The sequence below is a fragment of the Paenibacillus brevis genome, from assembly GCF_018919145.1.
GTDB classification, from domain to species: domain Bacteria; phylum Bacillota; class Bacilli; order Paenibacillales; family Paenibacillaceae; genus Fontibacillus; species Fontibacillus brevis.
This window is the reverse complement of record NZ_JAHLQJ010000016.1, coordinates 96,331-120,089: the sequence shown is the minus strand read 5'-3', so window position 1 is coordinate 120,089 and position 23,759 is coordinate 96,331. Positions and strand designations below refer to the sequence as shown.

Here is a 23,759-nt window from a genome sequence, read left to right as displayed (position 1 = left end):
TTTTTGCCTCCTTTGTTACAAGGTGAGGGATTTGATCAAATCGCCAACACCTGTAAATACGTCGGCGGTCTCCATTCATTACACCTAAGCACAAAAAAACCGCCATTTCGGCGGTTTCTTGATCTGCATAGATATGATAATTAAATATCCAGATTCTTAACGTTACGGGCATGCTCATTGATAAAGTCGCGCCGCGGCTCGACATTGTCGCCCATCAGCGTATCAAAAATGGCATCCGCTTGAATTGCGTCCGAGATCGATACCTGCTGCATCGTACGGCTCTCCGGATCCATGGTAGTCTCCCACAACTGATCCGGATTCATTTCGCCCAGACCTTTATACCGCTGTACATTGAACTTGGCATTCTCGCCGAATTCAGCAATGATCTCGTCGCGTTCCTTCTCGGAACCGGCATAGCGGACAACCTTGTTGCGCTCTACTTTAAAGAGCGGCGGCTGTGCGATATATACGTAGCCTGCTTCGATAATCTTACGCATGTAGCGGAAGAAGAAGGTCAGCAACAATGTACGAATATGCGCACCATCGACGTCGGCATCCGTCATGATGATCACTTTGTGATAACGGGCCTTGGAGATATCGAACTCTTCTCCAATCCCTGTGCCAAGCGCTGTGATAATCGCCCGAATCTCGGCATTGCCAAGGATCCGGTCCAGACGCGCCTTCTCTACGTTCAGAATTTTACCACGCAGCGGCAAAATCGCCTGGAAATGACGATCGCGGCCCTGCTTAGCGGATCCGCCCGCAGAGTCCCCTTCGACAATGTAAAGCTCACTGATGGAGGCATCCTTCGAGGAACAGTCCGCCAGCTTGCCCGGCAGGGCGCTGACTTCAAGCGCACTCTTGCGCCGTGTCAGTTCCCGCGCCTTACGAGCAGCCTCCCGCGCCCGGGACGCTTGAAGCGCCTTCTCAAGCACACGCCGCGAAACAGCCGGATTCTCTTCCATGAACTCCTGCAGCTTCTCTGCGAACAGCGATTCCACGACACCGCGTACTTCACTGTTGCCAAGCTTCGTCTTCGTCTGTCCTTCGAATTGCGGCTCCGGAATCTTAACCGAGATAATCGCAGTCAGACCTTCGCGCGCGTCATCCCCGGTCAGGTTAGAGTCATTTTCCTTGATCATGTTGTTTTTACGCGCATAATCATTGATAATCCGTGTCAGCGCACTTTTGAAGCCGGATTCATGCGTCCCGCCCTCATGCGTATTGATATTATTCGCAAAGGAGAAAATATTCTCCGTGTAGCTGTCATTGTACTGCAATGCAATCTCTACTTGAATCATGTCCCGCGAGCCTTCAACATAAATCGGGTCCTCATGAAGCAATTCACGGTTCTGGTTCAAGAACCTCACGTATTCCTTGATGCCGCCCTCGTAGTGGAAGGACTCGGAGGTGCCGGTACGCTCATCGGTCAGTGAAATATTGATTCCCTTGTTCAGGAAAGCAAGCTCCCGAATCCGGCCCAGCAAGATATTGTAATCGAATACGGTAGTCTCCGTGAAAATTTCTTTATCCGGATAGAAGGTGGTTGTTGTACCCGTCAGTGTGGAATCGCCCACGATTTTGACATCGTACTGCGGTATTCCCCGGTGATACTCCTGCTGATAAACATGGCCATCGCGTTGAACCTTGACCACGACCTTTTCGGACAGGGCGTTCACTACCGAGACACCTACGCCGTGCAGGCCGCCGGACACCTTGTATCCGCCGCCGCCGAATTTTCCCCCTGCGTGAAGCACGGTCATAACCACTTCAAGGGAGGACTTTTTAAGCTTAGGATGCTCTCCGACCGGAATTCCCCGGCCGTTATCAATGACGGTAACGCTATTATCCTGATGAACGAAAACATCGATTTTATTCGCAAAGCCTGCCAAGGCCTCGTCAATACTGTTATCGACGACTTCCCATACCAAGTGGTGCAATCCACGGGCACTGGTAGAACCGATGTACATACCAGGACGTTTGCGGACGGCCTCCAGGCCTTCCAGCACCTGTATCTGGCTCTCATCATAAGATTGCTCGTTCATAGACATGCCTTCACCTACTTCTCTATTTTCTGGTTCAACAATTACATCATCGACTGGATGCTCTTCTTCTTCAATGTGGCCGAAGATATGGGCGAGTAATAGACCATGGCTTTAGTCACGACGATGGATTTAGGCTCTTCCTCTCCGATTCGGAGCACCTGCTTCTCCTTTACCGCATGACTTACAAATTGCTTGGATACCTTCGAGGATTTCTCAACAGACACATCGAAGATGGCTATAACCTCGGAAGACAACACAACCTTTTCTCCACCCAGATGAATATACACGCGCACCCCTCCGTTCCTATCGATGAACTTGTCCTTCTTGAACATGAAAAATGCTGGCGTCCTGAAGACGACTGGCATTCAAACTCTCAATGCCGGTCGCCGTAATGAACGTCTGCACTTTGCTTTGAAAGGTCTCAATCAGTTGAGTCTGGCGATAGGGATCAAGCTCTGACAATACATCGTCAAGGAGCAGAATCGGATATTCACCGATCTCCTCATGAATCAGCTCAATCTCTGCCAGCTTTAGTGACAATGCCGTCGTCCGCTGCTGCCCTTGGGAGCCAAAGCTCTGTGCTTCATTTCCGTTGATATGAAAGGCCAAATCATCACGATGCGGCCCCGCAAGCGTCATTCCGCGGCGGATCTCCTGATCTCTCATCTGTGATAACTTTATCATAAATTGCTCCAATAGGACAGCTTCATCTTCTTCATCCGCATCTCCGAAGGAAGGCAGATAGGATAATTGCAGGGCTTCTCCGCCGCCGGTTATCCCCTCATGAATCTGCTGTGCCCACCGTTGCAGTTTTCTTATAAATTGTTTCCTTTTTCTGATAATTTTAACACCATGCTCTGCCAATTGCTCGTTCCATACCTCCAGCATGACCGCTAAATTGGAGCCGGAGTTGAATGCTTGCTTCAGCAGATTATTCCGCTGGAGAAGCACCTTCTGATATTGCTGAAGATGATACAGATAACTGGGCTGCACCTGTCCGATCTCCATATCGAGAAAACGGCGCCTCACCCCGGGCGTACCCTTCACGATCTCAAGATCCTCCGGTGCAAACATAACCGCATTCAGACTGCCCACAAAATTGCTCAGCTTCCGTTGCTCCAATCCATTCAGACTGGCCCGCTTGCCTTGCTGGGAGAAACGAAGCTCAAGCTGGATTTTGCCGTATTTGCGCTCCACCTCGGCTTGAACGGAGGCGGAGTCCTTGCCGAAGGAGATGAGCTCCTTATCCTTCGACGTCCGGTGCGACTTCGTTAAGGCCAATACGAGTAATGCTTCCAGCAGATTTGTCTTACCTTGGGCATTGCGCCCAATCAATAAATTGACGCTGCCGAAAGATTCCATGGACAGCGTCTCATAATTGCGGTAATTCGATAAGGTTAGTGAATTGACATACACGCGATTCCAAAGCCTCCTTCAGACACCGTATGCGACTTCGGATCCGATCTCTTATGCTTCCTCGCTGCGAACGACTTGAAAGGTTCCGGCATCTTCCACTTCAACCACATCACCGTTATAGAGCTTCCGGCCGCGGCGCAGCTCAGCTTCGCCATTCACTTTAACAGCCCCATCCTGAATGAGCGCCTTAGCCATGCCGCCGGTTGAAATGCAATCAGCCAGCTTGAGAAATTGGTCCAGCTTGATATATTCGCTTGAAATTTGTACGGTCTGCATTGATGCCAGCTTCCTCTCTTAGTTGGTCGTCCGATAAGGGAGAATCAGATACAGGCTCTTGGTATCATCCATCGGCTTGATAATAATCGGGCTCATCGCCCCGGTAAACCCGATATGGAGCTGCTCGCTCTCTACGACCTTAAGCACATCCAGCATATATTTGGAGTTAAAGGAGATTCGTACCTGTTCCCCTGTGAACTCTGCCAGATCCAGTTGCTCGGTTACCTTGCCAAGCTCTGAAGAGCTTGAAGAAATTTCGATGGATCCGTTGTCCATAGTCTGCAGGCGAACAATATTGGTCTTCTCTTCCCGGGACAGGAGATAGGCACGGTCGATCGAATCGCTTAGCTTCTTCGTATCCAGAACCAACTCTGTCTTGTAGGTCGTCGGAATAATCTTGGACGTATCCGGATAGGTTCCATCCAGGATACGGGTATAGAACAGGACGCGGTCAATTTTGAACAGTACTTGGTTATCCGCTACAACGATATCCACAATTGTATTTTGATCCGGAACGATCTTGCTCAGTTCATTCAGCGTTTTACCGGCGATGACAATATTGCTGAAACGGACTTGATCCTCGTTGCTCAGTTCAGCCGTTCTGCTGGCCAACCGGTGACGGTCTGTAGCCACGAATTTGAATTGGTTCTCACTTAAGCTCCAGAGAACCCCGGTCAGAATAGGGGAGGTCTCATTGGAGGAAATGGAGAAAACAGTTTGTTTGATCATATTCTTGAGCAGATCTCCCGGCATCGAAATAACCTGGTTCTCTTCAATGCTAGGCAGCACAGGAAACTCTTCCGGGTCCAGACCGACCATTTGAATATCGGTAGAGCCGGAACGGATTTGCGTCTTGAAGCCTTCTTGAACCTCCATCTCGATTTCGGACGAAGGGAGCTTCTTAATCATTTCCACGAAAAACTTCGCAGGCAACACAACGCTGCCCGGACGCTCTACTTGGACGATCTGCTTATTCTGGTCTTCCGCAGGAATAAAGGCTTGAATGGAAATGTCGGTATCGCTGGCTGTAAGCGTCATTCCCTGAAAATTAACCTCCAGCTTGATTCCGGTCAGGATCGGGATCGTCGTCCGGCTTGAGATGGCTTTGGCCACATGCTGGATGGATTCATTTAAATCATGCTTTAATACGCGGATTTTCATAAATTCAACTCCTAAACATAATCTTATTCAATTTCCTCATAATTGCTAAGTGCCCGGCATAAGATGAATATGTACTCAGGCTGGAGGCTTGTCCCTCCATTTTGAGAGTGCGGCGAAAGCCGTGTTCCTCATGATGATGTATATCTTTTAATTAATAGAAGAAGTAGTAGGGGCCCTGAATATGTGGATAAGAGGGCAGACTATATGAAATGAAGCCTATCCACATGTGAATATCATGTGCATAGGCTTATAGCTTATTCAGGATGAGTTTTTGATTTTCTCCGTCAAGTTGTTAATAACTTTATAGAGATCCTGATCGGATTTCAGCTGCTGAGATATTTTCTCATGGGCATGAATGACGGTCGTATGGTCGCGCCCACCGAACGCATCGCCAATCTTGGGAAGCGAGAAGTCCGTTAATTCCCGGGACAGATACATCGCGATTTGCCGCGGGAAGGCGATAGCCTTGGTTCTCTTGCGGGCCTTGAAATCTTCCAGCCGCAGATTGTAATACTCTCCGACGCGCTGCTGAATGTCCTGAATGGTGATCATCTTCGGGCGGCTGGAAGGAATAATATCCTTAAGCGCCTCGGCAGCCAGATGGGTCGTAATATCCTGATTGATCAGTGAGGAGTACGCGACGACGCGGATCAGAGCGCCTTCGAGTTCCCGGATGTTCGTGTCAATCTGATTCGCGATATACATCATGGCTTCATTCGGAATGTCCAGGTTTTCCGCCTTGGCCTTCTTGCGCAAAATGGCGATCCGTGTCTCCAGATCAGGAGGCTGAATATCGGTAATCAGTCCCCATTCAAACCGGGATCTGAGCCGTTCTTCAAGGGTTGGAATTTCTTTCGGCGGCCGGTCACTGGAGATGATGATCTGCTTGCGTTCTTCATGGAGCGCATTGAAGGTATGGAAGAATTCCTCTTGCGTTGATTCTTTGCCGGCAATGAATTGAATATCGTCGATTAATAGAATATCAATATTGCGGTATTTGTTGCGGAAGCTCTCAGCGCGGTTATCCCGGATGGAATTGATGAATTCATTGGTGAATTTCTCAGATGAGATATAAAGGACTTTGCTGCTTGGATTGTGCTCAAGAATATAATGCCCGATCGCATGCATCAAGTGAGTCTTGCCAAGCCCTACGCCTCCATAGAGGAATAGCGGATTATACGCGCGCGCAGGCGCTTCGGCGACAGCCAGGGATGCCGCGTGGGCGAACCGGTTGCCTGAGCCGATGACGAAGGTATCAAACGTATATTTCGGATTCAGCATATTGGAACCGTTTTCCTCTACCTGGACGGGTGCAGGAGGCTCTTTGAATACGGGAGTTTGCTCAGGAATAGCGGATTCCTCGATCACAAAGGAAACATCTACCTGCTTGCCCAGGTATTCAAAGACAGTGGTTGCAACAAGCTTCGTGTACCGGCTCTCCAGCCATTCTACCGCAAAGGTTGTGGGTGCCGAGATGACGATAGAACGGTCGTTAAGCGAGACGATCTTAGTTGCTTTAAACCAGGTATCGAAGCTCGGCTTGCTGAGTTTGGTATTAATGATGGATAAAATATGCTGCCATATATCAGACGTATGGCTATCCACAGACGGTCACTCCTTTTACATCTTCCACTTGTGGCATAAGCCATGCAGAAAAGGGTCGAAAAAACAACAATAATGGGGATATTTATCCCCATAAGTCAGAAAAGTGGAATAATTATAAACATGGATAATTTCGAATTGTTCACAATCTTATCCACAGCCTGTTAATAATTATTCCGCTTTAATTTAGATATTCACAACAAAAGCAATATAATCATAGCAAAAGAAGGCCTATATTTCAATGAATTGCTAAACTTTATCCACAAATTCAATAACTTGTGTACAATTTTAATTCACACCACTACATATTGTTTATAAATTGTTTAATATTCGACAGAATCACTTTGATTCTCAAAAATATTATGCACAGGTTGTCCGGAATTGTATAAAAAGAGGGAAGAACTCTCCCAAGTCTTCTGGGAGAGTTCTTCCCTCTTTGCTATAACTATTAACGGTTGGAGCTGCGCCGTTGAAATTCGGCGATCGCTTCATATTCTTCTTCCAATTTGCGTGAAATGCGGATAAAGATCGGCAGCAAATCCTTATAGATCGCCGCATGCTCCTTAGCGGGAAGATGCTTGAAGGTGCTGCCCACCATTGAGGCGACCACATCCAGTGAATCGATATCGCCGAGGGCATAGAGACCGAGAACGGCTGCTCCCAGACAGGAGCTCTCAATTTCCTCCGGTACGGTGACCTGTTGATCAAAGATGTCCGCCATCAGTTGACGCCAAAGGGGTGATCTTGCGAATCCGCCTGTGGCGAGAATCGCTTGAGGCCTGCCGATAATTTCCTCCATCGCAAGAAGAACGGTATATAAGTTGAAGATGACGCCTTCCAGGACAGCCCGAATCATATGTTCCTTATGATGATGGAGGGTGAGGCCAAAGAAGGATCCGCGGGCATCCGGATTCCATAATGGAGCGCGTTCACCGGCGAGAAAAGGGTGAAATAGCAACCCCTCAGAGCCGTGAGGGACATTTTCCGCGATTTTCGTGAGCACATCGTAAGCGCTGATGCCGAGACGTTTGGCTGTCTCTACTTCTGCGGAAGCAAATTCATCGCGAAGCCAGCGGAGCACGCTGCCGCCATTGTTCACCGGTCCGCCGATCACCCAATGCTTGTCGGTTAAGGCATAGCAGAAAATTCTACCCTTTGGATCGGTCCGGGGATGATCCACAACCGTTCGAATCGCACCGCTGGTACCGATCGTGACCGCTACTTCTCCCGGACCGATCGCACCGACTCCCAGATTGGACAAGACGCCGTCGCTTGCACCGATTACAAAAGGGGTGGAAGGGAGAAGTCCCATTTTTTTTGCATGAGATGGGTCAATGCCCTGAGAGATATGTGTGGTAGGCACGATTTCGGATAAATGTCCGGCTGTGATTCCAGCCATGTGCAGGGCTCCTTCATCCCATGCCTGCTGCTCCAGATTCAGCAGCCCCGTACAGGAGGCGATCGACAGGTCCACCAGATACTGACCGAACAGCTTGAACCAGATATATTCTTTCAAGGAGATGAATTTGGAAGTCTGACTGAAGATCTCAGGAAGCTCATGACGCAGCCAGATTAGCTTGCACAGCGGAGACATGGGATGAATCGGTGTTCCCGTCCGCAGATAAAGATCATGTCCCTCCGGACTGTTCCTCAATTGCTTCGCCCAAGCGACACTGCGATTGTCCGCCCAGGTGAGACAGTTCATCAGCGGCTTTCCGTTTCCATCCATAGGAATAACGCTGTGCATGGCTGAACTGAAGGATACCAGTCTCAATTGCTCCGGCGCCGCGCCGCTTTGCTCCATAATCTGACGCATGCAGGACACTACAGCGCTGAATATATCCTCCGGATTCTGCTCCGCCACGTCGGCAGAGGGGGTATGAAGCGGATAACCCTCGTTGGCAGAGGACAGGATAGCTCCATTAACCTCGAATAAGACTGCTTTTGTGCTGGTTGTACCGATATCTACACCGATCATCAACGAACGTTCATCAGTCATGTTGTTTTCCCCCATTTCTAACGGATATTTCTTTAATAAACGATAAATGAATTAGAACCTGCTCTATTTTTCTAATCCAATCATACCCAATTTCATCTTAAAATCCTCTTTATATAAGTTGAGCTAATAATTTTACGCTATGCCATTCTACTTAAACTTATATAGGTCTACTTATTTTGTTTTGGCTATGTTCATACTTGTATACAAGATAATTCAACTTCATCATAAAGGCTTTATTAACAGGTGTAAACCGTAGAAAAAAGTGTATTTTTACTTTTCCACATGTGCATAACTTTACTTTATGAAATAAAACACTAATTAAGCTGTGGAAAACCCGATTTTTGCCTATCCACAGGCCGCTTTAGAGGGGGAAAAGATATGCCGGGATCAGTTGACTTTTTATGGGGGTTATGATTAAATATATAAAGGCATTTTCTGTGGATATGAAAATGGTAAATATACAGTAAATGATTCCTGTTTAAGGGGGTGCAATAAATGAAACCGACTTTCAAACCAAACGTGAGCAAGCGCAGCAAGGTTCATGGTTTCCGCAAAAGAATGAGCACGAAAAATGGCCGTAAGGTTCTCGCTGCTCGTCGTCAAAAGGGCAGAAAAGTATTGAGTGCGTAAAGCGTACGTGCATGAAGACCACTGCGGTGGTCTTTTTTTACATTATTAGAGGTAGTTCAAAAAGTCAGCTTTTGATCACGAAGTGTTCCAAGGGGGTGATTCAACATCGAATCTTGCGTTCACCCTCGAAGTCCGGTACTCATGTAGGGTCTGCCTACACTCCGTTCCTCCTTCTTCGGGTTCTCGCAACCTTCTCGGTGCTGAAAAGCTGATTTTTTGAACATTTGCTGAAAAGAGGCAGTTCAAAAATGTTAATTTCCCCCGGGTCTTACGCGGCGTCGCATAAGGAAATTGGTTTACCGCCTATGCCGTTGGTCAATAATGATGGAGGGACGATCGCGCCGGCGGGTTGGGATTGACTGACTTGAGGAGAATGGACCTGTGCATAGAAAGCTCAGATTAAGGAATCGATCCGACTTCGGCCGGGTGTACCGATACGGGAAATCGTTCGCCAATCGTCAGCTTGTCGTCTATTATTCGTCCAGGCATGATGTTGAACGTTTTCGGCTCGGGGTATCCGCCAGCAAGAAAATCGGCAATGCCGTGGTTCGGAACCGGATGAGGCGTGTCCTGAAGGAGATTGTAAGATTGCATCAGCATGAGATTAAGGACCATGTCGATCTGATCTTGATTGTCCGGAACGGGGCCGTAGGAATGGAGTTCAAGGAGTTGGAGAAAAGCGTGCTGCACGTACTGCGAAAAGCCTCGCTGCTCAAGGCTTCTAGGCAGTAAGCATGCTTGTTTCTTTGTCCATGTAAATATGTTATGATTTACGAGTAATGGAAAGGTTAAGAGAGGGGTTTTCAAGTGTCGCGTATTTTGAAGAGCAACAGGAAGTGGCTTCTGCTCCTGCTTATGATCGGCCTCGTGGTAATGTTATCCGGGTGCGGTCAACCGAACAACTATGTCTCAACCACCGCAGACATGAAGGCAAGTAATTCATGGTGGACCTCTAATGTCGTGTACTATTTTTCGTTGGCCTTGGATACGTTTGCAGATTGGTTCGGCGGTGCGTATGGACTAGCTATCCTAGTCATGGTGCTTATCGTTCGGACATTGATCCTGCCGCTTACGCTTAAGCAGGTGAAGAGCTCGAAGGCGATGCAGGCGATTCAGCCTGAGCTGAATAAGATCCGTGAGACGTATAAAGATAATCCTGAGAAGCAGCAGCAAGAGACGATGAAGCTGTTCCAGGAAAATAAAGTGAATCCGATGGCCGGCTGTTTCCCATTGATTATTCAGATGCCGGTATTCATTGCGCTATATAACTCAATTTACCATAACTCAGCGATTCGTGAGCACTCTTTCATGTGGCTTCAGTTGGGTGAGCCGGACAAGCTCTATATTCTCCCGCTGATTGCGGCATTAACAACCTTTATCCAAACCAAGATGATGTCGAATATGCAGCCGCAGACCGGCAATATGCAGGGCATCAATCCGATGAAATTTATGATGTATGTGTACCCTGTGCTGATCTTCGTTATGGCATACAATTTTGCCGCAGCACTTCCGTTGTACTGGATCTTCAGTAACTTGTACACGATCGTACAAAACTTCTTCATTTATCGGAAGAAGAATCCGGTATTGGCACTCAATAACGGTGCGGATGCAACTCATTCCGGCAACAAGTCCAAAAAGGGCGGTTCGAACTTAAAAGCCGGTCATCCCGGCAAAAGTGGTGCCAAGGAGGCCAAAAAATCGAAATGAGAACGATAGTGACGTCAGGAAAAACCGTTGAAGAAGCTGTAAGACAGGGGTTGGCCAAGCTCGGCGCTACCGAGGATCAAGTCACCGTGAATGTGTTAGAGCAGCCGTCAAAAGGATTCCTGGGACTGATCGGCGCGAAGGATGCGAAGGTTGAATTGACCTTGCAGTCCGAAGCGGTGCCGGCTTCAGTTCCGCCGCAAGTAAGAACACCGGAGACGGAGAAGGTCAGAAGTTCTGATTTGGGTTCCAGAGAAGAGATTCGGTCTGATTCAGAGGTTGATTCAGAGCCTTATGAAGCGGCGGCGTCATTTATTCGGGACGTCAGTGATAGCATGGGCATTGAAACTGAGGTGGAAATTGTCCATCAGAAAGACATTACTGTATTGAACATTAGCGGCAGCGATCTCGGCGTCCTAATCGGGCGCCGAGGGCAGACGCTGGATTCTTTGCAATATCTGGCTAATATTATTGCTAACCGTTATTCGGACTCATATATCCGTATCATACTGGATGCCGAGAATTTTCGGGAGCGGCGGAGAAAGACGCTGGAGGATCTGGCCGTGAGGCTTGCAGGACGAGTCGTTCGTACCCGTAAGGATGTCGTGCTTGAACCGATGTCTCCTCAAGAGCGTAAGGTGATTCACTCCAAGCTTCAGGATCATCCTGAAGTGAAAACCTACAGTAAAGGCGAGGATCCGAACCGCCGAGTCATTATTACTCTGAAGCAGAGCAAATGATGAATGAGACGCAATGACGTTTTGCCTTGGCAAATGTCATTGCTTTTCTTTTAGTTGGGGACTCAACCCTCCCAATATCAATTTTTTGAATATTCGAGGTGACAAATATATGCTTAGCGATACAATCGCTGCAATTTCTACAGCGGTCGGCGAGAGCGGTATCGCCGTCATCCGGGTAAGCGGCCCGGAAGCCATCGACGGAGTGGGGCGTTTGTTTCGCTCCCGGTTACCGTTAACGGAGGCGGAGAGTCACACGGTACATTATGGCTTTATCATTCGCCCGAAGACCGAAGATAAGCTGGAAGAGGTGCTGGTCTCTGTCTTTCGGGCACCGCGTTCCTTCACGACCGAGGATGTCGTTGAGATCAGTACGCATGGCGGGATTATTTCAGTAAAGCGGGTCATGGACCTGCTGCTGGAGCTGCCTGATATCCGGCTGGCTGAGCCCGGAGAATTTACGAAGCGCGCTTTCTTGAATGGAAGAATCGACTTGTCTCAAGCGGAGGCGGTAATTGATTTGATTCGTTCCAAGTCAGACCGGGCTTTCTCGGTGGCACTCAAGCAGGTGGATGGGGAATTGTCGCGTAAGATTCATCAACTCCGGTATACATTGGTGGAGACGCTGGCGCATATTGAAGTGAACATCGATTATCCCGAGCATGATGTAGAGTCCATGACTACCGCGTTCATAAAAGCGAAGTGTGACGAGGTCACGCAAGGAATCGAAGGCTTGCTGCGCACGGCAGAACAAGGAAAGGTGCTTCGCGAAGGGATTACGACCGCTATCGTGGGCCGGCCTAATGTGGGTAAGTCCTCCCTGTTGAATGCTCTTGCACGTGAGAACAAAGCGATTGTGACGGATATCCCGGGAACGACGCGGGATGTCATTGAAGAATATGTTACAATTAACAATATTCCATTGAAATTGCTAGATACAGCGGGAATCCGAGAGACGATGGATATCGTCGAGCAGATTGGCGTGGAGCGGTCCCGTGCTGCAGTACTTGAAGCGGATCTGATTCTCCTGGTTCTAAATGGAGCCGAGCCGCTGCATGAGGATGAATTGCAATTAATGGAGCAGCTGCAAGGGCGCTCTGTGCTTGTATTATTGAACAAAATTGATTTGCCGCAGCAATTGGACCGGGCAAGGGTGTTGAATTATTTCCCGGAAAATGCAGTTGTGGAGCTGTCTGCGAAGCAGTTGGAGGGGTTAGATCATTTAGAGGATGCCATCTCCCGACTGTTCTTCGGCGGAGAGCTTGAATCCGGAGATCTGACGTATGTCAGCAATGTGCGTCATATCGCTCTGCTCAAGAAGGCGCGTCAATCGCTTGCCGATGCGTATGAGGCGGCCGATGCGGGCATACCAATTGATATTATGCAGATCGATATAAGGTTGGCGTGGGAGCAGTTGGGCGAAGTAATCGGAGATTCCGCTCCGGATGCGCTTATAGATCAAATTTTCTCCCAATTCTGTTTGGGAAAATAAAGATGGAGAAGTTGAACTAAAGACTCTACGGTGGGAGGCAACGTGTGAAGTGTGCTTACGATCGCTGTTGTTCGCGAATTTCTTTGATTGGAATAAACCATTAAAAGGTAGAAATTCGCTCACAAAGGCAAACGCTGCCGCTTTATGCTTCCGAAGTAGCTTTCTTATAGAAAGCTTTTAACACTTCACACTTATGCCCTTTATAACGTAGATTTCAGTTCAACATGAGAATAAAGAATTGGAGGTTGATTGCATATGGGATATGTTGCCGGCAGCTATGATGTGATTGTCGTTGGTGCGGGACATGCCGGCTGTGAAGCTGCGTTGGCAGCTGCCCGGATGGGCTGCAGCACCTTAATGGTGACGATAAATCTGGACATGGTTGCCTTTATGCCATGTAATCCGTCGATTGGCGGACCTGCAAAGGGACATGTAGTACGTGAAATCGATGCGCTTGGCGGGGAAATGGGCCGGAATATCGATAAGACATTTATTCAAATGCGGATGCTGAATACCGGCAAAGGACCGGCTGTACATGCTTTGCGGGCGCAAGCCGATAAGTTCTCCTATCAGCATGAGATGAAGGAGACGCTGGAGCGAGAGCCGAATCTTACGCTCCGTCAGGGCATGGTTGAGGAGCTGTTGGTCGAGGATGGCGTATGTGTTGGTGTGGAGACCAAGACAGGTGCTCAATACCGGGCCAAAGCAGTCGTTCTGACGACCGGAACCTATTTACGCGGAAAAATTATTATGGGCGAGCTGATGTACGAGAGTGGCCCGAATAATCAGCAGCCTTCGCTGCGCCTCTCCCATCATTTGAAGGAGCTGGGCTTTGATCTGGTGCGTTTCAAGACAGGCACACCGCCACGGGTGCATGGGGACAGCATCGACTTCTCCCAGACCGAAATTCAGCCTGGTGATGAGAAGCCTAAATTTTTCTCTTATGAGACCAAGGGATCGGAGAATGAGCAATTGCCTTGCTGGCTGACCTACACGTCTTCCGAGACACATGCTATTATCAATGCAAATCTTCATCGCGCTCCGATGTTCTCAGGCGTTATTGAAGGTACCGGGCCACGGTACTGTCCTTCTATCGAGGACAAAATCGTCCGCTTTGCCGATAAGGAAAAGCATCAGATCTTTCTTGAACCAGAGGGTCTGAACACGAAGGAGTACTATGTGCAGGGCTTCTCGACAAGCATGCCGGAAGAGGTTCAGCTGAAAATGCTCCGTTCCGTTCCAGGCTTACAGAATGCCGAAATGATGCGTAACGGTTATGCTATTGAATACGATGCCGTTGTGCCGACACAGCTATGGCCTTCGCTGGAGACAAAACGGCTGCCGGGACTGTTCACGGCGGGACAGATTAATGGGACATCCGGATATGAGGAAGCGGCAGGTCAGGGCATTATGGCTGGAATTAATGCTGCCCGTAAGGTACAGGGCAAGGAATCGGTTATTTTAGACCGTTCGCAAGGCTATATTGGCGTACTGATTGATGATTTGGTTACCAAGGGAACCAATGAGCCCTACCGTCTCCTGACCTCTCGAGCAGAGTATCGCCTGCTGCTTCGCCATGATAATGCCGATCTGCGTTTGACCCCGCTTGGTCACGAGATTGGTCTGATTACGGACGAACGTTATCAAGCCTTTTTAGATAAGAAGGAGAAGGTAGAGAAGGAAATTCATCGCCTTCAAGTAACCAAGATCAAACCGTCAGAGATCAATGATCTGCTGGAAGCTATCGGGTCTGCTCCGATCCAGGATGGAAGCAATCTGTTAACGATTCTCCGGCGCCCTGAAGTAGCTTATGATCTGATCGGCGAGCGGTTTCCATCAGAGACTCCTTTGGATGAGGAAATGCGCGAACAGGTAGAGATCCAGATCAAATATGCTGGTTATATTGAGAAGCAATTAATTCATGTTGAAAAATTACAAAAAATGGAAAAGAAAAAAATCCCTGAATCGATTGTCTATGAGGATATTCAAGGCTTGGCAATGGAAGCTAAACAGAAGTTGGCTAAAATCCGGCCTATCTCTATTGGGCAAGCTTCACGGATCTCCGGCGTTACTCCTGCGGATATATCTATTCTGCTGGTGTATCTGGAGCATTATAATCGGGTAACCGCAGCGGGAGGATAAGCTATTGGATAAGATTCAACTCCAATTTCAACAATTGCTGGCTGAGCAAGGAATTACATTAACAGAGCTGCAATTCCGGCAATTTGAGGATTATTATCAGGAACTGGTTAGTTGGAATGAGAAAATGAACCTGACAGGAATCACCGAACGACAACAGGTATATATCAAGCACTTTTATGATTCCTTGTCGCTTTCCTTCTATTTAAATATGGATGAGGTTTCAAACTTGGCGGATATCGGTTCGGGGGCTGGCTTTCCTGGAATTCCGCTTAAAATTTGTTTCCCTCATATTCAATTAACCATTGTGGATTCTCTGAACAAGCGGATTCAGTTCTTGCAGCATGTATGTGATAAGCTTGGACTCGAGCAAGTGCAGCTTCTGCATAGCCGGGCTGAGGACGCTGCGCGTCTGGAACATATGAGAGACCGCTTTGATCTGGTTACGGCCAGAGCAGTTGCACGGATGGCGGTACTGAATGAATTCTGTCTTCCTTTTGCCAAGAGTAACGGGGTATTTGCTGCTATGAAGGGGAGCGACCCTTCCGAGGAAATAATTGAGGCAAAACGCAGTCTTAAGGAATTGAATGCTAAGCTGCGTAAAACCTATCAATTCTCTTTACCACTAGAAAATTCGGACCGCCATATTATTGTTATCGAAAAAAGTGGCGCTACCCCGAAGAAGTATCCTAGAAAAGCGGGTACACCGCTCAAATCACCGCTTGTATAATCAATTGAATCAGCCTCTTACCTAAATGTTCCACGTGAAACATCAGGGTAGGAGGTTTTATTTCTGTAATTAGGCATTCAAACCTATTTATTTATTTTTCATTTAGAAGAGAATAGGATTATAGTGAAAAAAGTGGTAGAATAGAAGATAGCTGAAATCGATCTATTCTATAGAAGAATTTTGCAAGAATTGTGCTTGCTGGATGCTTTAACGAACCGGGATCGGTACAATAACAGACGATATTGCAACAGAGCAATCGGACGGCTTATGTCACTTTTAAATTAGGTGGTAATCTGTGGAATGAAAGAACAATTCACGAGACTGTTCGGCATGACCGAACGTGCGGAAGTCGATGAAGTAAAACAAATCCCGGTAGGGGATATTGTGGGAAGTCCCTATCAGCCGCGGTCCATCTTTGATGATGAGAAAATTGATGAGCTGTGCCAGACGATCCGAACACATGGGGTTATCCAACCGATTGTAGTTCGTTTCCGGAATGACAAGTATGAGATCATTGCCGGAGAACGAAGATGGCGCGCTGTCAAAAAACTGGGCTTGGCGACAATTCCAGCTATTCAGCGGGAATTCAACGATTCACAGGCAGCTTCAATTGCCTTGATCGAGAATTTGCAGCGTGAAGGTCTTACTGCTATCGAAGAGGCTTTAGCTTATCAGAACCTAATTGATCTGCACCAATTAACTCAAGAGAGCCTGGCACAGAGATTGGGCAAGAGTCAATCAACCATCGCCAACAAAATTCGGCTGCTTAATCTTCCAGAGGGAGTGAAGAACTCCTTAATGGAGCGCAAAATCACGGAAAGGCACGCCAGAGCGTTGCTTTCTCTTGATTCAGAAGAACTGCAATTAAAGGTCCTTGAGGAAATTATCCAGAAGGAATTGAATGTGAAGCAAACAGAGGCGCGAATCGCCTTTTATAAGGAAGTAGCCAAGAACAAGAAATCATCCAGACGCATTTCATTCACGAAAGATGTTCGGCTAGCCTTGAATACGATTCGTCAATCTATCGACATGGTATCCGGATCAGGAATGGCTATCAAGACATCCGAGAAGGATCATGAAGATCACTATGAAATTGTCATTCAAATTCCGAAAAGATAAAAGAAGGACTACTGACCTTACCTTTGGGATTGAAGGTCAGTTTCTTTTTTTGAAAACCGCATGAGACATCGCCAGGAATACTGTGGTCTTTTTGTAGCAACAGCTTGGTGATCGCATAATGAAATCTACAAGAAGATTCTTCTATTATACTGAGGTGAAATGGATTGTCTAAAATAATTGCCATAGCAAATCAGAAGGGTGGGGTCGGCAAAACAACGACCTCAGTCAATTTGGGTGCCGGCCTTGCAACGGTTGGGAAACGGGTGCTTCTTATTGATATTGACCCTCAAGGGAATACCACAAGCGGTGTCGGGATTAATAAAGCCGATGTTCCTAATTGTATTTATGATGTGTTGATTAATGAAGTGCATCCGAAGGAAGCAATCATGCAAACAGAGATTGACGGGCTGGATATTATTCCGGCGACCATTCAATTGGCGGGTGCAGAAATTGAGCTTGTTCCTACGATATCTCGTGAGGTTCGATTAAAAAAGTCCTTGCAGCAGGTCAGACATTTATATGATTACATTCTGATTGATTGCCCGCCTTCACTCGGGATTCTTACGATTAATTCGTTAACCGCAGCCGATTCGGTGCTTATTCCGATTCAGTGCGAGTACTATGCGCTTGAAGGTTTGAGCCAATTGCTGAATACGGTAAGACTTGTACAGAAGCATCTGAATACGTCTCTGCAAATTGAAGGTGTGCTGCTTACTATGTTCGATGCGCGTACTAACCTGGGTATTCAGGTTATTGAAGAAGTGAAGAAGTATTTCCAACAAAAAGTCTACAAGACGGTCATACCAAGAAATGTACGCCTTAGTGAAGCTCCTTCTCACGGTCAATCGATTATCACTTATGATCCGAGATCGAAGGGCGCAGAGGTGTATTTAGAGCTGGCAAAGGAAGTGATTTCCTATGAGTAAGCGGTTGGGAAAAGGGCTGGATGCCTTAATTCCATCTCTATCCGTTCAAGACGATGACAAGGTAATCGAAATTCCTTTGAATCAGCTTCGGGCGAATCCTTACCAACCTAGAAAGACTTTCGATGAAGAAGCTATTCGTGAATTGGCAGAATCGATTCGCCAGCATGGTGTAATTCAGCCTATCATTGTTCGCAGTGTGCTCAAAGGATATGAAATTATTGCAGGGGAGCGTCGTTTCCGGGCATCGCAATATTGCGGGAATGCAACGATTCCTGCAGTCGTAAGAAGCTTTTCCGATCAACAGGTAATGGAAATTGCGCTGATCGAGAATTTACAGCGTGAAAACTTGAATGCTATGGAAGTCGCTGTGGCATACCAGAACCTGATGGATACCTTCCAGCTTACGCAAGAGGAATTGTCGCTGAAGGTAGGTAAGTCCAGATCGCATATCGCTAACTTTCTGAGACTGTTGTCATTACCAGACGAAGTGAAGGAATATGTTTCACGTGGAACATTATCTATGGGGCACGCACGAGCGTTGGTTGGGATAAAGGATAATGGAAAGATCAAACAACTGGCTAAGCAATGTATCGAGCATGAGTGGAGTGTACGAGAGCTTGAGGATGCTGTTCAACAGTTGGACAAGCATAAACAAGACAAAGCGAAGACTGTAAATAAGAAGCGTGACCCTTACATGGAGGAAGTTGAGGAGAGCTTGCGGGAGCGCTATAAGACGACCGTAAAGATCAAGTCAAATAAAGAAAAGGGCAAGATTGAAATTAACTTCTATAGTAAACAGGATTTGCAGCGCTTGCTTGATTTATTGAATCTCAATTGAATCTGGATGTGAATAATGACATACTCACTTGATGGACATGTTAATGGAGTGTCTGTGAATGGGAGTATGTCATTGTTACGAATGAACCGATTAGAGGGTCCCAAAGGTGGGTAACGATATGAAAACAGGATCTCCCATATATCTTGATCATGCGGCCACTTCATGGCCCAAGCCAGAGCGTGTAAGTCAGAGCATGTTGGAAATACTAAACGGACCGGCAGCCAATTCCGGCAGGGGAAATTATCGGATGGCTATGAATGCGGGAAGAACCATCCTGCAGACCCGTACCGCACTGGCACAATTACTGCAGGTTGAAAATGCTAACGATATCGTATTTACCTCCAATACAACTGAAGCATTGAATTTGGCTATTAAAGGCTGTCTGCGCGAAGGTGACCACGTCGTCGCAACGATGGTCGAGCACAATTCTGTACGCAGACCGTTAGAATACCTCAAGCGCACTAAAGGAATCCAAGTGGATTATATTCCAGTAAGCGCACAAGGGGTACTAGATATGGCTGAACTGAAGGAGCGGGTTACCTCGCAGACCAGACTCGTCGTCTGTGCTCATAGTTCTAATCTGTTGGGCTCGATTCTCCCCGTGGAGGAAATCGGAAAAATTGCTCATGCTGCAGGGGCGCTGATGTTGATAGATGCTGCTCAGACTATTGGGTGTTACACGGTGGATGTGAAGCAGACAGGTGCAGATATGATTGCTTTTCCAGGGCATAAGAGCTTGCTTGGTCCGCAGGGAACCGGGGGGCTGTATATTCGCCCGGAGCTGGAACTGGAGCCATTGCTTCACGGGGGAACGGGGAGTCAGTCAGAAGCTGTAGAAATGCCAAAGGTGCGTCCAGACCAATATGAAGCCGGAACGCTCAATACTGTAGGCATCGCCGGCTTAGGTGCAGGGATCAGGACAGTTATGGAATACGGGATAGAAAAGATTTATCAGCATGAATGGCAATTAACACAGCAGTTGATGCAAGGCTTGCTTGAGATTAAAGGACTAACTTGCTTGGGTCCGGAGTTAGGCATGCCGCGCACTGGACTAGTAGCCTTTACGCTGGAAGGATTCGATGCCGCAGAAGTCGCATTCCGTCTGGATCGACAATATCAAATTTCCGTACGGGCTGGATATCATTGTACTCCGCTTGGCCATATGAGTGCAGGGACTACAGGCCGCGGAGCCGTTCGGGCGAGCGTTGGGTATTCAACCACGGTGCAAGAGATAGAAGCACTGATAACAGCTATGAAGCAGATTGCGCAGTGATATTTTAACTAGGGGAGATTCAAATGCAGGAGTGGAATGCACTTTTATTGGACCAAATGATCTGGATCGTGATGGGATTCGTGGTGATCCTCCTTTGGCTGCTACTCTGGAATCTGATTCAGGGCAGCAAGCTGCGGGGAATGCGTAAACGATACAATCAAATGATGGCTGGAACGGGTATTGAGGATCTGGAAGGCTTACTAATTGATCTGAAGAATCAGCAGGCTCTCCTTGAAGAGAATCAGAACGATCATAACCTGCAGCTTGAACGTATTAATCAATTACTGCCGAAGCAAAAGGCGAAGATTGGAATCAAGCGCTATAATGCTTTTGGTGAACGTGGAAATGAGTTGAGCTTCTCCGCGGCCTTCGTGGATGATCAGAAGAATGGAATCATTATCACCGGCCTCTACAGCAGAGACGGTTCTTACGTCTATGCTAAGCCGCTGGAACGTGGCGAGTCCAGCTATGCACTCTCCTCGGAAGAAGAGGAAGCTATTGCCCTTGCCGGTAACGCGGTCTAAATCCGCGATGCCATTCTTGGATGGCTGTATATAAGGAATTGGAAATTATTTCCGATAATCGCATAACAAGACTAAGCCGGGTATTTTGCAGTACAAAATACTCCATAAAGCCGCCGACATTGACGATGCCTGTTAGATGGATATCGCCGACCGGCGGTAATTCTTTATTCACGCCTGCTCCGGGGCGGAGAGGACCGTGTACGACTTGAATGGAGCCAACGCTGGAGGTTTGACCAAGGCAGGCATCAATCCCTATAATGAAAGGATTCCGAAAGCTTTGATTGATTTTTTCCAATGTATCTTTTAAATTCATAGCATGGACAGGTTCTTCAAGCGTTCCAAACAGATGGAACAGCTTGCCCGACTGATTCAGCTTCGCAAGAGAGGTTCCAACGAGGGGACCGAGGCAATCGCCTGTAGAACGATCTGTTCCAATGCAGATAACGATCATCTCTTGCCCATGGCTAATCTTAGCGAAATGAAGAAGAAGACGGTGAATGATCGCGGCATGGATGTCTGGTTCGGTATGAGGCATTTTTAGATAAGGGATCTCTTGTGTTGGTGCTGTTATGGCTGGTTGAATAGATGACATGGAATCTTCCTTCCTTAATCAAGAATGAAGTAGCCCTTAGAATATTAGTAGATAGTATATGGAAATCATTGAGAATATATACTCGGACTAAAGTCTTGGATTGAAATAGAGGGGGAGAATGGATGGAGAACAGCCTAGTGATGGCATTTGACTCCACACAGCAGGCGCTGCGGGCAGAGATGCTGTTAGAATATGCGGAGATTGAGATCGATCTGTACCCTACGCCGAAGGAGATTACCGCAGGGTGTGCCTTGTCCATTCAGTTCGATTCAGAGGATCTGGGGAGGGTCCGGGAGATTGTTCATAGCCAATCCGTGGAGATTAGGGGGATTTTCAGAAGATCCGGTTCAGGGTACGAAGAGCTATAAGTTGAATTGAAGAAGCTGCGGTATAAAGCATAAGTGTGATACTTACAAGCAGCTCTCGGCGTACAATCATTAGTTCAACTTATGAAGGAGGAGAGGCAGGTTGAAGCTTATAAATTGGCGGTTGCAACAACCAACGGGTGTCATCGATGAGGCTATTAGCTTTAAAAATATGGTCTGGAATTGGTTGACGAATATGGGGATGTGGGAAACGGTGCTGTTCTCAGCCCTTCGTATTTTACTGATCTTTATCCTGACCCGCTTTGCGATTAAACTGTTGTTCCGTATAATAGACCGTTCCTTGGAACGTCAGGAGAAGGGACGGATGCAGGTCAACCCTCGAAGATTTATAACAGTAGGGGAACTGCTGAAGAATGTGACCTCATTTGCAGGAAACTTTGTGATGGTCATGCTGATTCTAGGGGAGCTGGGCGTGCAGCTGGCGCCGTTAATTGCCGGAGCCGGGGTGCTTGGGCTAGCGATTGGTTTTGGTGCGCAAAACCTGGTTAAGGACGTTATTACCGGCTTCTTTATTATTCTGGAGGATCAATTTGCCGTAGGTGATGTCGTTCAAATCGGTACGCTGAAGGGAACGGTTGAAATGATAGGCCTTCGCTCCACAAGACTGGTTAGCTGGACAGGGGAGGTACATATTGTTCCGAACGGTTCGATTACGAATGTAACGAATTATTCGATTGGAACGGCGCTTGCTATAGTTGATCTGCCCTTCAGTAACAGCCGAAAGCTGGAGGATACGATTAGGCTGTTAAAGAAGGCTATGCTGGAGCTGGAGGATAGCAGTGACTTGGCTAGCCGGGTTCCTACCGTAATGGGCGTACAATCGCTGACAGCAAGCGAGTATGTCATTCGCATAGCGGCGGAATGCCCGCCAGGGGTACGTGCTGATCTGGAGCGTGAGATTCAAATGTACGCGAAGGAAGCCCTCGAAGAGGAGGAGGAGCTTCGTCTTGCTGCCGAGTCTGAAAAGACTGCTGAATGATCAGCATATAATACACTGAATTTATAATATTAAATGGACAAAAGGGGGAGAGGACGATGGAACGTAAAGTTTTTCAATTAGGTGACATAGTATTAATGAAGAAAAATCATCCTTGCGGGAGCAATGAAATGGAAATCATTCGAATGGGGATGGATATCCGGATTAAATGTGTCGGCTGCAAGCACAGCGTATTGGTGCCTCGGGCCAAGTTCGAAAAGAACATGCGGAAGGTGATCCGGTCTGCTGCTGAGTCTTCCGCTGATCCTTCTGACGCCGGGACCGAAAGTAGCTGATTTCAACTAATGATATGGCAGGCACGTAAGAGTTTGTAATGCCGCCGGTCTGGATAAACCTTGATCTTTTTACCATATCCATTTTATCTGGCCGGCTATTGCAATCATAAAAAAATCATGATACAATCATTCTTGCTTGCTGTGGAGAGGTACCCAAGAGGCCCAAGGGGGTTGACTCGAAATCAATTAGGCGTCGCAAGGCGTGCGTGGGTTCGAATCCCACCCTCTCCGCCATTTTACTTCTATTAGAAACATGACCTTTGCCGGTTAGGCAGGGTCTTTTTTTATGTCTATACAAAAGCCAAAAGGACCCTTTCGGGTCCTTCATGGTTGACGGTATGCTTAATGGGAATTCTTCTCTCACAACACAAGAAACTTCGATGTGTGCGTATGCAGCTCAGATGAATGAAGAGGGGTCTTCTTTATCCGAGATCTTGGCTTCTGTCACGAAGTGAATAAGACTCCAGAAATGATGTTACCATCGGACACCTCCAACGGAACCACACCTCTCTTTGCATCACCGTCTGATTGTATTATGTGCAGCAGGAAGGCTTTTATACATCGATTCTAAAATCAATGAACGCGAGCTTTTTCTTCTTTTTTCCATTTTCGATTTTTGTTCGTTGTCTCGGGAAAAGTGTCGCCTTGTTCCAAGGTAATCCGTTTTGGATCTTGAATCTGGGTATGGAAGCTGCGGCCTTCCCCAACCTCTACGTATACGCCTGGATTTGGAGCCTTGTCTCCTTCTTCAAATTCTGTCCGTTCACCCAACTGTAAGCACTCCTTTCATTAATGAAATCAAAATTATTGTGTGCGGGGAAACGGGATTTGATGTAGACGGAAATTGTTTCATGCTTGCAGTGAGTCGTTGATTTTGGTATATTATTATGGTGCGAGC

At 47.4% G+C, this 23,759-nt stretch carries 24 protein-coding genes and 1 tRNA gene; 16 read left to right on the top strand and 9 right to left on the bottom strand.

Annotation, left to right across the window (positions count from 1 at the left end):
• Positions 1-140: 140 nt before the first annotated feature.
• The 7 genes from gyrB to gntK all read right to left on the bottom strand — a co-directional run bounded on the left by gyrB (position 141) and on the right by gntK (position 8,499).
• Complete coding sequence (gene gyrB, locus KQJ23_RS18075; protein ID WP_216480306.1) at positions 141-2,051, bottom strand: DNA topoisomerase (ATP-hydrolyzing) subunit B; 1,911 nt, start codon at positions 2,049-2,051, stop codon at positions 141-143.
• A 35-nt stretch (positions 2,052-2,086) separates the two neighbouring features.
• On the bottom strand, positions 2,087-2,332 hold the full coding sequence (gene remB / locus KQJ23_RS18070) for an extracellular matrix regulator RemB (RefSeq protein ID WP_216480305.1): 246 nt from the start codon (positions 2,330-2,332) through the stop codon (positions 2,087-2,089).
• 16 nt (positions 2,333-2,348) lie between these two features.
• Positions 2,349-3,461, bottom strand: coding sequence for a DNA replication/repair protein RecF (gene recF / locus KQJ23_RS18065; RefSeq protein ID WP_216480304.1), 1,113 nt, complete (start codon positions 3,459-3,461; stop codon positions 2,349-2,351).
• A 51-nt stretch (positions 3,462-3,512) separates the two neighbouring features.
• Entirely contained in the window at positions 3,513-3,737 is a 225-nt protein-coding gene (yaaA, locus tag KQJ23_RS18060) for a S4 domain-containing protein YaaA (protein WP_216480303.1), read from the bottom strand.
• An 18-nt stretch (positions 3,738-3,755) separates the two neighbouring features.
• Positions 3,756-4,898, bottom strand: a complete 1,143-nt coding sequence (gene dnaN / locus KQJ23_RS18055) for a DNA polymerase III subunit beta (RefSeq protein ID WP_216480302.1) — start codon at positions 4,896-4,898, stop codon at positions 3,756-3,758.
• A 258-nt stretch (positions 4,899-5,156) separates the two neighbouring features.
• Positions 5,157-6,503 (bottom strand): chromosomal replication initiator protein DnaA, encoded by a 1,347-nt coding sequence (gene dnaA, locus KQJ23_RS18050; protein WP_216480301.1) that lies wholly within the window; start codon positions 6,501-6,503, stop codon positions 5,157-5,159.
• Between the two features lie 445 nt (positions 6,504-6,948).
• The gene (gene gntK, locus KQJ23_RS18045; protein ID WP_216480300.1) at positions 6,949-8,499 is read right to left on the bottom strand and encodes a gluconokinase; all 1,551 of its coding nucleotides are present in this window, start codon (positions 8,497-8,499) and stop codon (positions 6,949-6,951) included.
• Positions 8,500-8,994: 495 nt separating this feature from the next.
• Between gntK and rpmH the strand changes: the two genes are divergently transcribed.
• The 12 genes from rpmH to KQJ23_RS17985 all read left to right on the top strand — a co-directional run bounded on the left by rpmH (position 8,995) and on the right by KQJ23_RS17985 (position 20,611).
• Positions 8,995-9,129, top strand: a complete 135-nt coding sequence (gene rpmH, locus KQJ23_RS18040; protein ID WP_044481584.1) for a 50S ribosomal protein L34 — start codon at positions 8,995-8,997, stop codon at positions 9,127-9,129.
• A 381-nt stretch (positions 9,130-9,510) separates the two neighbouring features.
• A complete protein-coding gene (rnpA, locus tag KQJ23_RS18035; protein WP_216480299.1) occupies positions 9,511-9,861 on the top strand; it encodes a ribonuclease P protein component in 351 nt (116 codons plus the stop codon).
• A gap of 75 nt (positions 9,862-9,936) precedes the next feature.
• Positions 9,937-10,836 carry a YidC/Oxa1 family membrane protein insertase gene (locus tag KQJ23_RS18030; RefSeq protein ID WP_430522315.1) on the top strand — a complete coding sequence of 300 codons (900 nt, stop codon included), beginning with the start codon at positions 9,937-9,939 and terminating at the stop codon, positions 10,834-10,836.
• Positions 10,833-11,573, top strand: a complete 741-nt coding sequence (jag, locus tag KQJ23_RS18025; RefSeq protein WP_216480298.1) for an RNA-binding cell elongation regulator Jag/EloR — start codon at positions 10,833-10,835, stop codon at positions 11,571-11,573. Before KQJ23_RS18030 ends, jag begins: the two co-directional genes overlap by 4 nt.
• A 109-nt stretch (positions 11,574-11,682) precedes the next feature.
• Positions 11,683-13,062 (top strand): tRNA uridine-5-carboxymethylaminomethyl(34) synthesis GTPase MnmE, encoded by a 1,380-nt coding sequence (mnmE, locus tag KQJ23_RS18020; protein ID WP_216480297.1) that lies wholly within the window; start codon positions 11,683-11,685, stop codon positions 13,060-13,062.
• Between the two features lie 255 nt (positions 13,063-13,317).
• On the top strand, positions 13,318-15,204 hold the full coding sequence (gene mnmG / locus KQJ23_RS18015) for a tRNA uridine-5-carboxymethylaminomethyl(34) synthesis enzyme MnmG (RefSeq protein ID WP_216480296.1): 1,887 nt from the start codon (positions 13,318-13,320) through the stop codon (positions 15,202-15,204).
• 4 nt (positions 15,205-15,208) lie between these two features.
• Positions 15,209-15,931 carry a 16S rRNA (guanine(527)-N(7))-methyltransferase RsmG gene (gene rsmG / locus KQJ23_RS18010; RefSeq protein WP_216480295.1) on the top strand — a complete coding sequence of 241 codons (723 nt, stop codon included), beginning with the start codon at positions 15,209-15,211 and terminating at the stop codon, positions 15,929-15,931.
• A 300-nt stretch (positions 15,932-16,231) separates the two neighbouring features.
• A complete protein-coding gene (gene noc, locus KQJ23_RS18005; protein ID WP_216480294.1) occupies positions 16,232-17,050 on the top strand; it encodes a nucleoid occlusion protein in 819 nt (272 codons plus the stop codon).
• A 164-nt stretch (positions 17,051-17,214) separates the two neighbouring features.
• A complete protein-coding gene (locus tag KQJ23_RS18000) occupies positions 17,215-17,976 on the top strand; it encodes a ParA family protein (protein WP_044481574.1) in 762 nt (253 codons plus the stop codon).
• Positions 17,969-18,814 carry a ParB/RepB/Spo0J family partition protein gene (locus KQJ23_RS17995; protein WP_216480293.1) on the top strand — a complete coding sequence of 282 codons (846 nt, stop codon included), beginning with the start codon at positions 17,969-17,971 and terminating at the stop codon, positions 18,812-18,814. The genes KQJ23_RS18000 and KQJ23_RS17995 overlap by 8 nt, the downstream gene beginning before the upstream one ends.
• Before the next feature lie 118 nt (positions 18,815-18,932).
• Positions 18,933-20,087, top strand: coding sequence for an aminotransferase class V-fold PLP-dependent enzyme (locus KQJ23_RS17990; protein WP_216480292.1), 1,155 nt, complete (start codon positions 18,933-18,935; stop codon positions 20,085-20,087).
• A gap of 23 nt (positions 20,088-20,110) precedes the next feature.
• The gene (locus tag KQJ23_RS17985; RefSeq protein ID WP_216480291.1) at positions 20,111-20,611 is read left to right on the top strand and encodes a DUF4446 family protein; all 501 of its coding nucleotides are present in this window, start codon (positions 20,111-20,113) and stop codon (positions 20,609-20,611) included.
• Here KQJ23_RS17985 and yyaC read toward each other — a convergent pair.
• Entirely contained in the window at positions 20,583-21,203 is a 621-nt protein-coding gene (yyaC, locus tag KQJ23_RS17980; RefSeq protein ID WP_216480290.1) for a spore protease YyaC, read from the bottom strand. The two genes, KQJ23_RS17985 and yyaC, sit on opposite strands and share 29 nt — an antisense overlap.
• A 122-nt stretch (positions 21,204-21,325) precedes the next feature.
• Between yyaC and KQJ23_RS17975 the strand changes: the two genes are divergently transcribed.
• The 4 genes from KQJ23_RS17975 to KQJ23_RS17960 all read left to right on the top strand — a co-directional run bounded on the left by KQJ23_RS17975 (position 21,326) and on the right by KQJ23_RS17960 (position 23,095).
• A complete protein-coding gene (locus KQJ23_RS17975) occupies positions 21,326-21,571 on the top strand; it encodes a putative Se/S carrier protein (RefSeq protein ID WP_216480289.1) in 246 nt (81 codons plus the stop codon).
• Between the two features lie 169 nt (positions 21,572-21,740).
• Positions 21,741-22,568 carry a mechanosensitive ion channel family protein gene (locus KQJ23_RS17970; RefSeq protein ID WP_216480320.1) on the top strand — a complete coding sequence of 276 codons (828 nt, stop codon included), beginning with the start codon at positions 21,741-21,743 and terminating at the stop codon, positions 22,566-22,568.
• Between the two features lie 56 nt (positions 22,569-22,624).
• On the top strand, positions 22,625-22,861 hold the full coding sequence (locus KQJ23_RS17965; protein ID WP_216480288.1) for a DUF951 domain-containing protein: 237 nt from the start codon (positions 22,625-22,627) through the stop codon (positions 22,859-22,861).
• Positions 22,862-23,004: 143 nt separating this feature from the next.
• Positions 23,005-23,095, top strand: a tRNA-Ser gene (locus KQJ23_RS17960).
• Positions 23,096-23,434: 339 nt separating this feature from the next.
• Here KQJ23_RS17960 and KQJ23_RS17955 read toward each other — a convergent pair.
• On the bottom strand, positions 23,435-23,632 hold the full coding sequence (locus KQJ23_RS17955) for a YjzC family protein (RefSeq protein ID WP_216480287.1): 198 nt from the start codon (positions 23,630-23,632) through the stop codon (positions 23,435-23,437).
• Between the last annotated feature and the right edge of the window lie 127 nt (positions 23,633-23,759).

What these genes read in the sequence shown, in the direction of transcription:
- KQJ23_RS17975 (WP_216480289.1), top strand. Translation starts at nt 21,326, where the DNA reads ATGGAGAACAGCCTAGTGATGGCATTTGACTCCACACAGCAGGCGCTG.
- KQJ23_RS17970 (WP_216480320.1), top strand. Translation starts at nt 21,741, where the DNA reads ATGGTCTGGAATTGGTTGACGAATATGGGGATGTGGGAAACGGTGCTG.
- KQJ23_RS17985 (WP_216480291.1), top strand. Translation starts at nt 20,111, where the DNA reads ATGCAGGAGTGGAATGCACTTTTATTGGACCAAATGATCTGGATCGTG.
- gyrB (WP_216480306.1), bottom strand. Translation starts at nt 2,051, where the DNA reads ATGTCTATGAACGAGCAATCTTATGATGAGAGCCAGATACAGGTGCTG.
- KQJ23_RS17995 (WP_216480293.1), top strand. Translation starts at nt 17,969, where the DNA reads ATGAGTAAGCGGTTGGGAAAAGGGCTGGATGCCTTAATTCCATCTCTA.
- KQJ23_RS17965 (WP_216480288.1), top strand. Translation starts at nt 22,625, where the DNA reads ATGGAACGTAAAGTTTTTCAATTAGGTGACATAGTATTAATGAAGAAA.
- mnmG (WP_216480296.1), top strand. Translation starts at nt 13,318, where the DNA reads ATGGGATATGTTGCCGGCAGCTATGATGTGATTGTCGTTGGTGCGGGA.
- KQJ23_RS17990 (WP_216480292.1), top strand. Translation starts at nt 18,933, where the DNA reads ATGAAAACAGGATCTCCCATATATCTTGATCATGCGGCCACTTCATGG.
- noc (WP_216480294.1), top strand. Translation starts at nt 16,232, where the DNA reads ATGAAAGAACAATTCACGAGACTGTTCGGCATGACCGAACGTGCGGAA.
- gntK (WP_216480300.1), bottom strand. Translation starts at nt 8,499, where the DNA reads ATGACTGATGAACGTTCGTTGATGATCGGTGTAGATATCGGTACAACC.
- rpmH (WP_044481584.1), top strand. Translation starts at nt 8,995, where the DNA reads ATGAAACCGACTTTCAAACCAAACGTGAGCAAGCGCAGCAAGGTTCAT.
- dnaN (WP_216480302.1), bottom strand. Translation starts at nt 4,898, where the DNA reads ATGAAAATCCGCGTATTAAAGCATGATTTAAATGAATCCATCCAGCAT.
- jag (WP_216480298.1), top strand. Translation starts at nt 10,833, where the DNA reads ATGAGAACGATAGTGACGTCAGGAAAAACCGTTGAAGAAGCTGTAAGA.
- yaaA (WP_216480303.1), bottom strand. Translation starts at nt 3,737, where the DNA reads ATGCAGACCGTACAAATTTCAAGCGAATATATCAAGCTGGACCAATTT.
- mnmE (WP_216480297.1), top strand. Translation starts at nt 11,683, where the DNA reads ATGCTTAGCGATACAATCGCTGCAATTTCTACAGCGGTCGGCGAGAGC.
- yyaC (WP_216480290.1), bottom strand. Translation starts at nt 21,203, where the DNA reads ATGTCATCTATTCAACCAGCCATAACAGCACCAACACAAGAGATCCCT.